The 14,302-nt window shown below is 35.8% G+C and carries 13 protein-coding genes; 3 read left to right on the top strand and 10 right to left on the bottom strand.

What is annotated here, in order from left to right; genetic code table 11:
* Positions 1-94 precede the first annotated feature (94 nt).
* Positions 95-2,494, top strand: coding sequence for a TonB-dependent receptor domain-containing protein (locus HCX49_RS19550; RefSeq protein ID WP_237682854.1), 2,400 nt, complete (start codon positions 95-97; stop codon positions 2,492-2,494).
* 369 nt (positions 2,495-2,863) lie between these two features.
* Here the strand turns inward: HCX49_RS19550 and HCX49_RS19545 are convergent, their stop codons facing one another.
* Positions 2,864-4,300: an MFS transporter gene (locus HCX49_RS19545; RefSeq protein WP_132771636.1), complete on the bottom strand. Its 1,437-nt coding sequence runs from the start codon at positions 4,298-4,300 to the stop codon at positions 2,864-2,866.
* A 596-nt stretch (positions 4,301-4,896) separates the two neighbouring features.
* Between HCX49_RS19545 and HCX49_RS19540 the strand changes: the two genes are divergently transcribed.
* Positions 4,897-6,198: a UDP-N-acetylmuramoyl-tripeptide--D-alanyl-D-alanine ligase gene (locus HCX49_RS19540; protein ID WP_132771635.1), complete on the top strand. Its 1,302-nt coding sequence runs from the start codon at positions 4,897-4,899 to the stop codon at positions 6,196-6,198.
* A gap of 67 nt (positions 6,199-6,265) precedes the next feature.
* Here HCX49_RS19540 and folP read toward each other — a convergent pair whose 3' ends face one another.
* From folP to HCX49_RS19520, 4 genes are all read right to left on the bottom strand, one after another.
* Positions 6,266-7,111 carry a dihydropteroate synthase gene (gene folP, locus HCX49_RS19535; protein ID WP_132771634.1) on the bottom strand — a complete coding sequence of 282 codons (846 nt, stop codon included), beginning with the start codon at positions 7,109-7,111 and terminating at the stop codon, positions 6,266-6,268.
* Positions 7,112-7,208: 97 nt separating this feature from the next.
* Positions 7,209-7,616, bottom strand: a complete 408-nt coding sequence (locus HCX49_RS19530; RefSeq protein ID WP_132771633.1) for a DUF4920 domain-containing protein — start codon at positions 7,614-7,616, stop codon at positions 7,209-7,211.
* A gap of 7 nt (positions 7,617-7,623) precedes the next feature.
* Positions 7,624-8,202, bottom strand: a complete 579-nt coding sequence (locus HCX49_RS19525) for an L-threonylcarbamoyladenylate synthase (RefSeq protein ID WP_132771632.1) — start codon at positions 8,200-8,202, stop codon at positions 7,624-7,626.
* A gap of 20 nt (positions 8,203-8,222) precedes the next feature.
* Positions 8,223-9,041, bottom strand: coding sequence for a 2,3,4,5-tetrahydropyridine-2,6-dicarboxylate N-succinyltransferase (locus tag HCX49_RS19520; protein WP_132771631.1), 819 nt, complete (start codon positions 9,039-9,041; stop codon positions 8,223-8,225).
* A 115-nt stretch (positions 9,042-9,156) separates the two neighbouring features.
* Here HCX49_RS19520 and HCX49_RS19515 point away from each other — a divergent pair, with 115 nt between their 5' ends.
* The gene (locus tag HCX49_RS19515; RefSeq protein WP_021191880.1) at positions 9,157-9,570 is read left to right on the top strand and encodes an RNA-binding S4 domain-containing protein; all 414 of its coding nucleotides are present in this window, start codon (positions 9,157-9,159) and stop codon (positions 9,568-9,570) included.
* 38 nt (positions 9,571-9,608) lie between these two features.
* On the opposite strand, the gene ytxJ is transcribed toward HCX49_RS19515, so the two are convergent.
* The 5 genes from ytxJ to HCX49_RS19490 all read right to left on the bottom strand — a co-directional run bounded on the left by ytxJ (position 9,609) and on the right by HCX49_RS19490 (position 14,296).
* The gene (ytxJ, locus tag HCX49_RS19510; RefSeq protein ID WP_132771630.1) at positions 9,609-9,941 is read right to left on the bottom strand and encodes a bacillithiol system redox-active protein YtxJ; all 333 of its coding nucleotides are present in this window, start codon (positions 9,939-9,941) and stop codon (positions 9,609-9,611) included.
* Between the two features lies 1 nt (position 9,942).
* Complete coding sequence (locus tag HCX49_RS19505) at positions 9,943-10,686, bottom strand: hypothetical protein (protein WP_132771629.1); 744 nt, start codon at positions 10,684-10,686, stop codon at positions 9,943-9,945.
* A gap of 200 nt (positions 10,687-10,886) precedes the next feature.
* Positions 10,887-11,375, bottom strand: a complete 489-nt coding sequence (ribH, locus tag HCX49_RS19500) for a 6,7-dimethyl-8-ribityllumazine synthase (RefSeq protein WP_021191877.1) — start codon at positions 11,373-11,375, stop codon at positions 10,887-10,889.
* Between the two features lie 238 nt (positions 11,376-11,613).
* On the bottom strand, positions 11,614-12,291 hold the full coding sequence (locus HCX49_RS19495; protein ID WP_132771628.1) for a tetratricopeptide repeat protein: 678 nt from the start codon (positions 12,289-12,291) through the stop codon (positions 11,614-11,616).
* A 79-nt stretch (positions 12,292-12,370) separates the two neighbouring features.
* On the bottom strand, positions 12,371-14,296 hold the full coding sequence (locus HCX49_RS19490) for a polysaccharide biosynthesis protein (RefSeq protein ID WP_168127925.1): 1,926 nt from the start codon (positions 14,294-14,296) through the stop codon (positions 12,371-12,373).
* Between the last annotated feature and the right edge of the window lie 6 nt (positions 14,297-14,302).

Here is a 14,302-nt window from a genome sequence, read left to right as displayed (position 1 = left end):
ATAAAACTCGCAAACTGTAACATTATACGATAACCGCATACTAATTATTCATTACACCTATTTTGAATATAACAACCTAAACAATACAATGAAAATGAAACTAATATTAACAATCTTATTTGCAATCAGTAGCCAACTGCTTTGGGCTGCTATTGGAATATCGGGTAAGATCGTAAATGAAAAAAATGAACCTATGGGCGCAGTTACAGCCTATCTGATCAATAGTACTAATGATATTATCTTAAAAACAGCAATTACGAAAGAAGATGGGCAATATGCTTTTGAAAATGTTGCTGCAGGATCTTATTATGTGGAAGCAAGAATGATCGGGTACAGTGTATCCCGATCTGCAGTTATTGCTTTTAATAAAACACAGCAACAGCTTGCAGATTTGAAATTGAGTCCCAGTACAAATGCCTTAGCTGAGGTGACGATCGAAGGCAAGAGGCCATTAGTCGAAAATAAACAAGGGAAATTGATTTTAAATGTCGAGAATTCGCCTTTAGCTGCGGGTAATAATGGACTCGATATCGTACAGCGCGCTCCTGGAGTTAGTTTGGACAACGACAATAATCTGCAGTTAATGGGGCAGTCTGGAGTAAAGGTTACTATCGACGGCCGACAAACTTATATGACTGGAGAACAATTGACTACGCTTTTGAAAAGTACTGATGGAAATCAGATCAAATCTGTTGAAGTAATCAAATCACGTAGTGCGAGGGACGATGCAGAAGGTGCTGTGGGAACGATCAATATCGTGATGAAAAAAAATAAGATGGAGGGATTTAATGGTAATTTCTCTGCCACAGCAGGATTAGGACAGAAGTTTAGAGGTAATTCGGCCTTATCTTTAAATTACAAAAAGAATAATACAACCTATTTTGGATCTTATTCTTATAGTGATGATAAATATGTCAACAGACTAAATATAGAGCGTATCATTTCTAATGACGGCATCGAGACTTTATTTGATCAAAAATCAAATCTGCATATTAAAGATCGTACGCATACATACAAATTTGGCATAGAGCAGAAAACTTCCGATCGGAATGTGATGTCTTTACAATTTAACGGAAGCAATAATGTGGAGCTTAATGATAACGATAGTAAATCTCTCATTGGACCTTTAACGACAATTGATTCGACGTTGATCTCTATGACACAGTTCAAAGAGGGTTTTAATCGTTATTCACTTAATTTCAATAATGAGTTTAAGATCGACTCGACAGGTAAAAAATTGGTACTGGATTTAGATTGGAGTAAATTCAAAAATAGTAAAAAGGCTGATTATGATAATAGATTGTTTAATCAAAACGATCAATTGATACGTGATCCAGAACTATTGCGAAGTGAGATGCCAATAGGAATTGATATATACGTCGCAAAACTGGATTATAATCAACCGCTGAATAAAACCTCGAATATAGAAACCGGCGTGAAGTATTCAAATGTGAAATCTGATAATAATCTTCTGTTTGAAGAGCAACTGGATAATGTCTGGACAAATATCGTCAATAGATCAAATCATTTTGTTTATAAAGAGCAAATTGCCGCAGGTTACTTTGATTATGATAACCAGATCGGTAAATGGGGTATTAAGGCCGGTTTAAGAGGGGAATATACCCTGTCTGATGGACACTCCATTACAGAAAATAAACAGGTTAAACGTAATTACTTTGATCTATTCCCATCAGCTAATTTGAGTTACGATGCGCATGAAAACCATATTTTCTCTTTGGGATATTCACGTAAAATCACAAGACCTAATTATCGTCAACTTAATCCTTTTGATTACTTTATCGATAAGTACACTTCTGAGCGTGGTAATCCTTACTTAAATCCACAGTATGCAAATGAGTTGAATTTGAATTATACTTTATATAAGAAATATACGGTTACATTAGGTTACAATGCGCAGACCGATGCTATCGTGGAAAGTATGGGCCAAGATTCAATTAAGAAAACAACTTGGGTAACGCGTGAAAATCTAGGGAAAAATAATTCGGCATTTTTGAATTTAAGTATGCCAGTTCAGATTGCAAAGTTCTGGTCTTCCTACAACAATATCACGGCTGTATATATGAATTTTGATGGAGCTATTGCAGGAGCGGTGGTTAACAATTCAAGTTTCCTTTTTCAGGTGAATTCAATGAGTACATTTAAGCTGTCACCTTCATTGTCTGCAGAGATGAATCTACGCTACTTTTCACCTTTTACTTATAACATTTATAAATTGGAAAGTCGTTGGGATGCACAAATTGGCTTTACTAAAAACTTTAAAGACAAAAGAAGTTCGCTTAAACTCGCAGTCTCCGATGTCTTTAATACAAGTAATCAAAACCTATCAACGAATTTCTCATCTTTCAATACAAAGATTCGACAGAATCAGGACCGAAGAGTGGCACGTTTAACCTACTCTTATAAGTTTGGAAATTTGAAAAATGTGAGTAAGAAGAAGAGCACAGATAATGAAGAAAAACAGCGTGCCCAATAATAGATAGTTTCAATGTTTATGTAATATGTTGACCGTAAGTATGAAAATACTTGCGGTTTTTTTTGCAATATCATCACTCAGATGATACCTGTTTACAACAGTATTCGGATAATCTCACTATTCTATCTCGCTATTAAATATAAGTTAGGGTAAATATAAGATGGCTTGCTGCTATTTTGAGAGAAAATTAATGAGCTGATGTGTGCTTGATACATGGTCAATTTAAGATATGTAGGGAGTTCGTGTTGGTAGACTTATTTCAGATTGAAAAAAATACAGGAGGGATATTCTATCCCTCCTGTAAATAATATGCTAATATTGAATTTACGGAGTATCTCTCAAGGTTGATTCCACTGTTTGTGTTATTTGTTATAATTCTACAATTTTCATTTTAGGAACTAATGCTTTCATTCCTGCCCACGCAATAAGATAAGCGACCGCACAAAATGAGAAGATAATGAAATATCCAGCTGGTTCACCTTCAAATCCCATGAATTTCAGTTGAGTTTCTTTAGCATAGTCAAAAAGAACACCTGATATTTTATTAATAATAAAGGCTCCTAAGCCTCCTGCTAATCCTCCGATACCGGTAATAGTGGCAATAGCTTTTTTCGGAAACATGTCTCCAACAGTAGAAAAGATATTTGCAGACCAGGATTGGTGTGCAGCACCAGCAATTCCAATAAAAATGACAGGAACCCAATAGGAGATATAACCTAAGGGCTGTGCAAATAAAACGATCAAAGGAATAAATGCGAAAATTAACATCGCTTTCATTCGACCTTCATACGGATTCATGCCCTTTTTTTCGACAAATAGGGTCGGAAGATAACCTCCGTAGATTGAGAATAAAGTAATGATGTATAAAACAAAAATTGCTAATTGTCCTTCTGTATCAGATGATTTTATATTATAAACAGCACTTAAATAGGCAGGCATCCAAAATAGGAAAAACCACCAGACACCGTCTGTCATAAATTTTCCAAAGGCAAAAGCCCAAGTTTGTCTATGTTTAAAACACTCCAAAAAAGATACTTTTAATTTCTCATTAGATTTTTGTTCTTCGGTATGATGAGCTGAATCCTGTAGAATATAGCGCAGCTCACTTTCATTAACCTTAGGGTGCTCTTCTGGTTTTTTGTACATGAATACCCAAAATCCCATCCATACAAAACCCAAAGCACCAATAATAATAAAAGACATTTCCCATCCATAATACTTTGCAATGGTTGGGATCGTGATGGGAGCCACCAGTGCACCAATAGTCGCACCGGCATTAAATATACTGGTCGCTAAAGCCCGGTCCTTTTTTGGAAAGTACTCTGCAGTTGCCTTTATGGCGGCAGGAAAGTTTCCAGCTTCACCTATTGCTAATACAAAGCGGGCAAAAATAAATAGGGTAACACTCGTACTGATTACTAAACCGACATCATTAATTGTTCCAATTACTGCTTTAGACTCCTCAAAATTTAGAAACCAGTTACCTGTTAACTGGCCCGCAGTAGCGATACCACAAAAAGCATGAATAATAGCACCAACTGACCAAATGCCGATCGCCCAAAGAAAGCCTTTTTTTGTATCCATCCAATCGACAAACCGACCTGCAAAGAGCATACTTACGGCATAAAAGATTGAGAAAAGTGCTGTTATATTACCGTAGTCATTGTTTGTCCAATGAAATTCAGGGCTTATAAAATCTTTCCATGTTAAGGATAAGACTTGTCTATCTAAATAATTTATAGTGGTGGCAAAAAATAGGAGAGCACAAACACTCCAGCGGTACTTTGTTGGTTTATTATTGTTCATATTTGGTTTACTCTATTCTTTCTATTTTGATAATAGAAATATAAGTTTGTTGTTACTGTAACTTTATGAATCTATATGATCATCTTTATGCAACTGGATCAGTGCTGTATGTGTCGAAGAATTATAATAGATATATTTTAAAGTTAATGCTTATAATAATAGGTAGAGCAAAATCAGCATCTTATTTTTACGCAAACGTTTTCAGAGATTGATTAGATTTATACCAGCATTTTGTGCCTAATGGTAAAAACAGGAAGCATGATCAGCTGTTGTCTTACGGTTGCGTACTATAATTGTGTCAATCCATCTGGATCATTTCGTACATCCTCATTTTCACTGTTATATCAGCATAAATTATAAGGAATCAGTTGACATTCCCATTAATTTCCAAAATAGTCCCACAATACTCATATATGTAATTATTTGGATCTCCATCTTTTGAGTATGCGCATGTTTATGCTGCAATTAGCTCAATAGCCTACGTTGATTGGGATTAAGGATTATTTGAAATTTTTGTGCTTATTTATAGAACTCTAAATTATTATATTTGTTTGATGATTGCTACTATTGAGGTAATCAAGTAAAAGTTTTTAAGAATGGAACTGCAAGCACTGTATAACTTATTCAAACAACACCCCAGTGTATCCACGGATACACGAAATATTCTACCTGATTCGATTTTTTTTGCTTTAAAGGGATCAAATTTCAATGGAAATGAATTTGCGGAGCAAGCCTTGATTTCGGGTGCCGCTTATGTCGTCATTGACGAAGAGAAATATAAAAAAGATGATCGATTTATACTTGTAGAAGATGCTTTAGAAACTCTCCAAGCGTTAGCACATGTTCATCGTAAACAATTGAATATTCCTTTTATTGGTGTAACGGGCACTAATGGTAAGACAACGACGAAAGAGTTGCTGCATGCCGTTCTGTCCAAAAAATATAAAACTTATGCTACAAAAGGAAATTTAAATAATCATATTGGTGTTCCATTGACTTTGTTGGCGATAGACGATGATATTGAAATTGCAATCATCGAAATGGGAGCTAATCATATTGGTGAAATTGATTTTTTATGCAGGATTGCCGAACCCACTCATGGTCTGATTTCAAATGTAGGTAAAGCACACTTAGAGGGATTTGGTTCCTTTGAAGGGGTAAAGAAAACAAAAGGTGAACTCTATGACTGGTTGGAAGCTAATCAAGGAACGTTATTTTTACAGGGAGATAATCCTTTTCTTAAAGAAATGGCAGAGCAACGGCATATTAATAAAGTAGTTAAATATGGTTTTTCCGAGTCAAATGCTATTATTGGAAGGCTGATTAAAGCAGATCCATTATTACAGATTGAATGGCATCTTCAACAATCTGAAGAGATCTTTCATGCCGATACGCAGTTAGCAGGTTCTTATAATACGGAGAATTTTTTGGCAGCGATAGCTCTTGGACATTATTTTCATGTGCCTCTTACCCTTATTAATAACGCTATTTCAGAATATAAACCAACAAATAACCGTTCTCAGATAACAAAGACAGATCGTAATACAGTGATCTGTGATTATTATAATGCTAATGCAACGAGTATGGAAGCGGCATTAACAAATATGCGTATCATTGAGGCTACTCATAAAGTTGTTATACTGGGAGATATGTTTGAATTAGGTGAAGAATCTTCTTATGAGCATAAAAAAGTGGTGGAACTAGCGAAAACCATTTCTGGAGCGCGTTTGATCTTTGTCGGTAAAGCATTTTATGAGCATCAAGATGTAGGTGGAGAATTTTTCGAAACAACAAGTGATGCGAAAGCCGCTTTATTGAGCAATCCGATTTCGCATGCAACAATATTACTGAAAGCATCCCGTGGAATGGCTTTTGAAAAGCTGATGGATGTTTTATAGATTTTTGAAAAGATATTAGAAAATAAAAAGGAGCTGATCGGCTCCTTTTTATTTTCTAATCAATTTACTATTGAAATAATAGATCGACAATCTGTTTGGCTTCGTTTACATCATGCACACGAAGTAACTGTACACCCTTAGTCAGGAGAAGTGTATTGAGAACTGTTGTTCCATTTAGCGCTTCTTGTGGAGTTAGACCAAGTTTTTTATAGATCATTGACTTTCGGGATATACCACCAAGTATAGGAAGCCCATAATAGTGAAGTTCATCTACCCGATATAGCAACTCGTAGTTTTGTTCAATTGTTTTTGCAAAACCATAACCCGGATCCAGTATAATATCTTTGACGCCCAATTTTCTTAATGTAGCAATCTTCTCACCAAAAAATGTAGCGACATCTGTGACGATATCCTGATAGGCAGTTAATTGTTGCATATTTTCGGGAATGCCACGCATGTGCATCAAGATATAAGGCACTTGCAATTTTGCAACTGTCGGGAACATTTCCGGATCAATTGTACCTCCGGAGACGTCATTGATCATATGTACGCCGGCATGTACGCAGGCCGCAGCAACATCGGCACGGAATGTATCTATTGAAAGTATCGCATCAGGAAATGTGTTTGAAATAGCGTGGACAGCAGGTAGTGCTCGATCTAGTTCCTCCTGTGAAGTAATTAACGTGGCTCCAGGTCGAGAGGAATATGCACCGATATCAATGATGTCGGCTCCAGCATCTAAAAGGGCCTGAGTCTTGATCAGTATTTGTTCAATATTCTTATTATTTTGCCCACCATCAAAAAAGGAGTCCGGAGTAACATTTAAAATTCCCATGATGACGGGACGGTCAAATGTCATGATGCGACCTTTTAAATTGATGGATTGCGCAGGGGTAGTTTTGATCATTTTCATCTTGTACAAATGTATCAAGCTTATTTAATAAATGCTAAAATTAAAAAGAGGTCAATTTTCGTTAATGAAAATGACCTCCTTTAATTTATTAAACGATCTATTTAACAACTAATACGCCATCAGCAACAAAAGTGATTTCGTTTGTCGTATCTTTTACTTTGGCATAACCATCTACAATCACATTTTTACCAACTAAATCAGCAGGTACAAAATAACTGTAATCAGTAAAGCGTACTGTAATAGGCTCTTTGTCACCCGTTCTTTGAAGTGTCAAGAAGCACCCTTTTTTGGTGCAGACCTGAATAACTTTTCCAGTGACTTTACCGGTGAATTTAGGTGATTTTTCTAATGATTTTTCAAGTTTGTCAACTGTAATAGCATTAGACTTATCCACTTTTTTACCATATTGTACACCAATTTCTGCAGGAGTAATTTCTTTTTGTTGAGCTTGGCCGTTCCAAGAAATACCAAAGGCTAAAGCAACAAGTAATAGTAATTTTTTCATACTGATCTTATTTTCGTAGAAATTCAAACTTCCCGCTAGGATCTAACTTCATCACACTTGATGACTTCCCGTCACTTTTAGTATGTTGTCCAAACTGAACAACATAATCCACTTGATTTTTAATCTCTTCAGAGATATCATCAAAACATTTTGGCGAATCTTCGCCACTAATATTCGCAGAGGTAGATACCAACGGTTTTCTAAAACGTTGTAAAAGCTGTTGACAAAAGTCGTGATTAACAATACGAATTCCGATTGAACCATCTTCTGCTATAACATTTGGAGCTAAGTTTTTAGCTCCAGAGTACACGATAGTTAATGGTTTCTCTGTGTATTCAATCAATTGGTAAGCTACTTCTGGAATTTCAGTAACGTAACTTGCCAATTGATTGTCATTATGTAGTAGAATAATAAGGCTTTTTTCCTTTGCTCTTCCTTTTAACTGAAAAACCTTCTCCACAGCCTCAGGATTTGTGGCATCGCAACCAATACCCCAGATCGTATCTGTTGGGTATAAAATCAAACCGCCATTTTTGAGAACTTCTAAAGCTTGATTAATATCGTTTCTATCTACAAATTGACTCATTTTTTATTTTAATTAGGAAATTATACAGCTACGTTGTGATCACGTAAAGCATCATTTAAAGATGTTTTCTTGTCTGTAGACTCTTTACGTTTACCAATGATAAGTGCACAAGGAACTTGATATTCACCAGCAGGGAATTTTTTGGTGTAAGAACCAGGGATAACAACCGAACGAGCAGGTACATAACCTTTGTATTCCACTGGCTCAGGGCCCGATACATCAATAATTTTAGTGGATGCCGTTAATACCACATTAGCACCTAAAACAGCCTCAGTTTCAACACGGATACCTTCTACAACGATTGCTCTAGAACCAACAAAAACATTGTCTTCGATAATAACCGGAGCAGCTTGTACCGGCTCTAATACACCACCAATACCTACACCGCCACTTAAGTGAACATTTTTGCCAATCTGTGCACAAGAACCCACAGTAGCCCAAGTATCGACCATAGTGCCTTCACCAACATATGCTCCGATATTGACATACGAAGGCATCAAAATTACACCTTTAGCTAGATATGCACCTAAACGAGCAGATGCTCCAGGTACAACACGAACACCAATTTCTTTGTAGTTCGTCTTTAATTTCATTTTATCGTAGTAAACGAATGGACCTGCAGAAGACTCACTCATTTCACGGATCGGGAAGTATAAGATTACAGCTTTTTTAATCCAGTCATTAACATGCCATCTCGTACCGATTGGCTCAGCGACTCTCAATTCACCAGCATCAAGTTTTAAGATCACAGTACGAATTGCTTCCGCATATTCTTTATATTCTAGAAGTTGTCTATCCTCCCAGGCATCTTCGATAAGTTTTTTTAATTGTTCAGGCATCTTTTATAATTCAAAAATTATCAGTTCTTTTTATTGAAGACAAATATGTTAAAATTTGTTCAATTTATAATGGATAATGAGCAGATTTTAAGTCAATATGACTATTTTTGTACAAATGGCAACAGAAACTGAAAAACTTCGAATCGATAAATATTTGTGGTCAATACGTCTTTTTAAAACACGTAGTCTGGCTACCGAGGCCTGTAAGGCTGGGCGGGTAAAATTGAACGGGCAGAATATTAAGCCTTCCTACGTTGTTAAAGTAGGGGATATCTATCAGGTTCAAAAAGGAATCGAACGTAAGATCGTAAAAGTTCTAGGACTTCTTGAAAGAAGAGTTGATGCGAAGACGGCCGTACAGTTTTATGAAGATCAAACTCCGGAAGAGGAGACAACCGCTTATAAATCGGCATTCCATGCTCCAATTTTAACTCGAGATCGGGGAGCTGGCAGACCCACTAAAAGAGACCGTCGTGAGATTGATGATTTGAAAGAAGATTGGTGGGAAGATGATGGACAAAGTAAATAAATACATATAAAATAGAAAAAGCTACTTAGTAGCTTTTTCTATTTTATATAAGTGACAAGATCATCGAAATCAATATCTCCGTGCGATGCATTGAAAAGGCATGCTTTGCCTTTTATAATCAAGAGCTGCGGCGACTGATGTTCGATATGCCAAATGGAAGCAATCTGATTCGAAATTTCTCGGAAAGCTAATAAATCTAAATAATAAACATCGTAAGACTTATCTGTTAAATTAGCAAAGCGTTCAAAGTTTTTCTTCGCCATACCGCTAATGCCACAGGTAGTACTGTGTTTAAAAATTGCAGTGACCTGCTCACTACCCAATATTTCCTGTAGTTGGTCTAAACTATTAAGAGGAATCCAGTTAATCATATTATAATTCAGTAAATTTTGAAGCTTCTACGTGTTCGAATGTAGAAACAGTTGTAAATGTACAGCTTTTCTTTTTATTGTTTAGTGCGATAAACGAAGTTGGAAGCTTTAGGCCAGAACCTGCATCTTTATATTGATCAACCTGATAATTGACCATACTTATGGTGTTTTCAAAAGCTTTTATCTCACCCGTATTTTCATTGATGAGTAAATTTCCTTTTATAGGACCGTCATAGAAACTCCCATCATAGCTAACAAACATGCTCAACAATTTCTCATTATTCAAAAGTTTTACTTTTATATCAGTGAAGTTTATACCTTTTAATTCTGTTATTAGTGGCAATAACAAGAGCTTTAGGTCTTCATTGACCTGTTGCTGAATGTCGCGTTGCAGAGCCGTCTCTATGGTTTTAATCTCAACAGCATTAACAAAGAGTTTAAGGGGCTGCTTGCGTTTGAAATTGAATAAATAAACCAGCTTCTCATTTTTTGTTGATTGTCCTTCAAAGCGGCATTCTCCAGTTTCTCTATTCCATAATAATGATCTGTCGGAAGAGCTGTTAAGCAGATTCGCATTATCATTCCCTGTGCAGGAGAATAAGAGAAATTTAGTATTCTGCCAGTTTTCAATTCCTCCTATGGAGGATTCCAGCTTCATTTGTATATTACTTTCTTGTGCTATTCCCAAGACAGCATTCATTTGCATGATGATGTATAAGAAAGCAATTTTTAGTATAGTCTTCATTATATAAAATATAGATCTTTATAAAAGATAAAATCGACTTCAATATCTTATACAAGACACTGAAGTCGATCAAATACTATAGTGATAACAATATTATCTTATTCTTGTTTGCATTTCGCTAGCCAAGTTTTGATCTGAATAGCTTTTGTCTGGCTCTCGTGTTTAGAGCTCTTGTTTTTTTTAATTAAAAAAAAGACATATTAATACTGCGCACTAATATGTGCCATCTGAATAGCAGTGATTGCTGCTTCTTCACCTTTATTCCCATGCTTGCCACCCGCTCTGTCCAATGCTTGCTGTTGATTGTCAGTTGTCAATACCCCAAAAATAACAGGCTTGTTGTATTTTAATGCGACGTTACTGATGCCATTGGCAACCGCGTCACAGATGAAATCAAAATGACGTGTTTCTCCTTGAATCACACAGCCTAAGCAAATGATTGCATCAAATGAATCATCGCGTAACAAAATATCTGCACCCGTTATTAATTCAAAACTACCCGGTACTTCGATGATTTTTATATTTTCTTCTTGTGCTCCATGCTTTTCTAGACCAGAAATTGCACCATTTAAAAGAGCCCCAGTTATTTCCGCATTCCATTGTGCAACAACAATTCCAAATTTAAAAGGATTTGCGTTTGCAACTGTAATGTGTGAAAAGTCCGATAAATTTTTAATACTACTTGCCATATGTAGAACAAACTTAGATAAATTTGCTTAGAAACACAATATAATTGCGCTCATATCAACGTAAATTTATGCATTGGGAATTGTTTCCAGGAAATGCTTTGTAGTTATTTCAATTATAATTGGAGTGATGTTATTGCACCGTATTTTAGCTGTCATAATAGCTCATATGAGAAATATATAGCATAAAAAAAAGGCTGCCTTTTTGGGCAACCTTTTTTTTTATGTATTTGAGTCAATTCTACAAATGCGCTTGAACACGGCCGATAAGACCATCGATCATAGCTGCTTCTTGACTTTCAGGGAAATCAGTCTTTATTTTTTTATACGTTTCTTCAGCTTGCTTGAACTCATTCTGAGCTTCGTAAACTAAACCTAATTTTTTCAAAAATAATGGAGTAGTATAAGAGTTCGCCGATTTATCAGCTGCTTCTTTGTAAAATCCAGCTGCTTTCTTATAATCTTTCAATTCTGAATGTACGTCACCTTTCAATCCAGTAACCAATGGGTCTAGAATTGGACTTCCGGTTGCCGAATAATTTTCTAAAGCTTCGATCGCTTCATTATACTTTCCTTGACGTAAATATAAGCCACCTAGGTATGCATTTGCAATGTTTGCAGATTTTGTATTTGAATATTCATCTGAAATTTCTTTAAATCCTGCAAAAGAACCGTCTCCTTCAATAGCGCGATTTTGTAATGAATCTATTGCAGCATATTCTTCAGCTTTAAATATTTCGTTCGCTGCTTTCTCAGCTCTCGGTTGTAGATAAAGTTTTTGATATCCAAAATACAATATAATTAACACAAAAATACCACCGACGATAAAAGTGATGCTTTTTTGATTGTCCTGAAAAGATGAACCTTGTGAAGGTTTATTCGCTTGTCCAGCGTTATTTTGGTTTTGATTTTTAGACATTATGATTCAATGAAAAAATATAGATTGCAAAAATACAATTTTACGGTAAATATGCAAGCTTTTGTAATTATAATAAACGTTAAACTCTATTAATTAAGTCTTTCTCTGCCTCAATTTCTTTATCTATCTGTTCGTAGATTGAATTTTGGCTTTTAAATTCTGGCACAATCCTTTTCATTTCTAAAACAACATTATGCTTATTTTGCTGTTTAATACCGGTTACTAAGTTCTCAAGGTGATGATTAACCTGTTGAAAATCGTTTTCCCGAACTTTTGCAATCATAATTTTTTTATGATGCGTTGGCATTGTGTTCTCTAAATCATTCAGTAGCTCCTCGTAAAGTTTTTCTCCGGGACGTAAACCTGTGAACTTAATTTCGATATCTTGATTTGGAATAAAGCCAGAAAGTTTGATCATTTTATTCGCTAATTCGATGATTTTAACAGATTTGCCCATGTCAAAAACGAAAATCTCACCACCTTCTCCCATCGATCCAGCCTCTAATACCAATTGGCAGGCCTCTGGAATTGTCATAAAATACCTCGTTATTTCGGGATGAGTAACGGTTACGGGACCTCCTTTTTCAATTTGATCTCGAAAACGCGGTATAACAGATCCATTTGAGCCTAATACATTACCAAAGCGCGTCGTAATAAACTTAGTTTTAGCATTGACTTGCTCATTACTTTGTAAAAAGTGGTTGAAGGATTGGACATATATCTCAGCAATCCTTTTCGTTGCACCCATAATATTTGTCGGGTTTACCGCTTTGTCTGTTGACACAAACACGAATTTTTCCGCACCATATTCAACAGCAAGATTTGCGATATTTTTAGTGCCAACAACATTTGTGTGTACTGCCTCTAAAGGATGGTTCTCCATCATCGGAACATGCTTGTAAGCTGCAGCATGATAAACATAATGCGGTTTGAAAGTTTCAAACATGAGCTTCATACGGTCAATACTACGTACGTCACCAATAAATGAATGATAAACCTGTAATGGAAACTCGTCCTGTAAATCCAGCTGTAAGTTATGCAAAGGTGATTCTGCTTGATCGCACAAAATAATCATCTGTGGTTCAAATTTGCCCAACTGCCTCGCGATTTCACTTCCAATAGAACCAGCAGCACCGGTTACCAGAACACGCTTGCCTTTTAACTGATTTAAAATGTTGTCATTGCTTATCTTTATTGGAGCTCGTTCAAGGAGGTCTTCAATTTTTATTTTTTGAATCTGATTTGGATTTAACTCCCCATTCATGATTTTCTTGACAGAAGGTAAAGTCAATATGGTCACCTTCTTCTCAAGGCAGATGTCAATGATATCATTTTTAGATTCTAAGGGGATATTGTGAGAAGCAATGATGACCTCTTCAATGTTCAGATTGATAATAACCTGTCCTAGTTTCTTCGGGTCAAAAATTTTAATTCCATCAATTACTTTTCCGATTTTTTGTTCATTGTCATCTAGATAACCGACAATGGCATTTTTGGAACGGGTATCGTGATCTAACGTTCTTTTAACGGCAATACCAAGGTCGCCAGCGCCGTAGATCAACGTATTGCGTCTGTCACTTCTTATATTTTTTGTATAAACAAAGAATATTTTAATAAATGTTCGGTATGTCGTGAGCAATAAGAAACAAAATAAGGCATATAAAATAATGAGTGAGCCAGGTAGAGTGTGTTGATCTCCAGTTGCGAGTAATACCGTTTTGATAACGAAGAAAACAAGTACTGCGAATACAATTGCTGTAAGAATTCGAATGGAATCAACAGCACTGGTATAGCGTATAATGCCCGTGTGCATCTTAAATAAATAAAAGGAAGTTGCTGTGACACCCATTGCATAAATCAGTCTGATCGCAAATTCAGATGTATTTATGAAAGCAAAATCAAAACTGTAATAGATGATATTTGCCAAGGTAAAGGCAAATATTGCCGTAAAGATATCTAATACAAAAATAATCCAACGTGGAACAATATTAAGTTTATTAAACATAGTTTT

The organism is Sphingobacterium sp. B16(2022), from assembly GCF_012030425.1.
GTDB classification, from domain to species: domain Bacteria; phylum Bacteroidota; class Bacteroidia; order Sphingobacteriales; family Sphingobacteriaceae; genus Sphingobacterium; species Sphingobacterium anhuiense.
This window is presented reverse-complemented; position numbering and strand designations above follow the sequence as displayed.

Excerpts from the sequence above, each read along its gene's own strand:
- ytxJ (WP_132771630.1), bottom strand. The coding sequence starts at position 9,941 with ATGATTAACTGGATTCCTCTTAATAGTTTAGACCAACTACAGGAAATA.
- HCX49_RS19520 (WP_132771631.1), bottom strand. The coding sequence starts at position 9,041 with ATGCCTGAACAATTAAAAAAACTTATCGAAGATGCCTGGGAGGATAGA.
- HCX49_RS19530 (WP_132771633.1), bottom strand. The coding sequence starts at position 7,616 with ATGAAAAAATTACTATTACTTGTTGCTTTAGCCTTTGGTATTTCTTGG.
- HCX49_RS19490 (WP_168127925.1), bottom strand. The coding sequence starts at position 14,296 with ATGTTTAATAAACTTAATATTGTTCCACGTTGGATTATTTTTGTATTA.
- HCX49_RS19545 (WP_132771636.1), bottom strand. The coding sequence starts at position 4,300 with ATGAACAATAATAAACCAACAAAGTACCGCTGGAGTGTTTGTGCTCTC.
- ribH (WP_021191877.1), bottom strand. The coding sequence starts at position 11,375 with ATGGCAAGTAGTATTAAAAATTTATCGGACTTTTCACACATTACAGTT.
- HCX49_RS19495 (WP_132771628.1), bottom strand. The coding sequence starts at position 12,291 with ATGTCTAAAAATCAAAACCAAAATAACGCTGGACAAGCGAATAAACCT.
- HCX49_RS19540 (WP_132771635.1), top strand. The coding sequence starts at position 4,897 with ATGGAACTGCAAGCACTGTATAACTTATTCAAACAACACCCCAGTGTA.
- HCX49_RS19550 (WP_237682854.1), top strand. The coding sequence starts at position 95 with ATGAAACTAATATTAACAATCTTATTTGCAATCAGTAGCCAACTGCTT.
- HCX49_RS19515 (WP_021191880.1), top strand. The coding sequence starts at position 9,157 with ATGGCAACAGAAACTGAAAAACTTCGAATCGATAAATATTTGTGGTCA.
- HCX49_RS19525 (WP_132771632.1), bottom strand. The coding sequence starts at position 8,202 with ATGAGTCAATTTGTAGATAGAAACGATATTAATCAAGCTTTAGAAGTT.
- folP (WP_132771634.1), bottom strand. The coding sequence starts at position 7,111 with ATGAAAATGATCAAAACTACCCCTGCGCAATCCATCAATTTAAAAGGT.
- HCX49_RS19505 (WP_132771629.1), bottom strand. The coding sequence starts at position 10,686 with ATGAAGACTATACTAAAAATTGCTTTCTTATACATCATCATGCAAATG.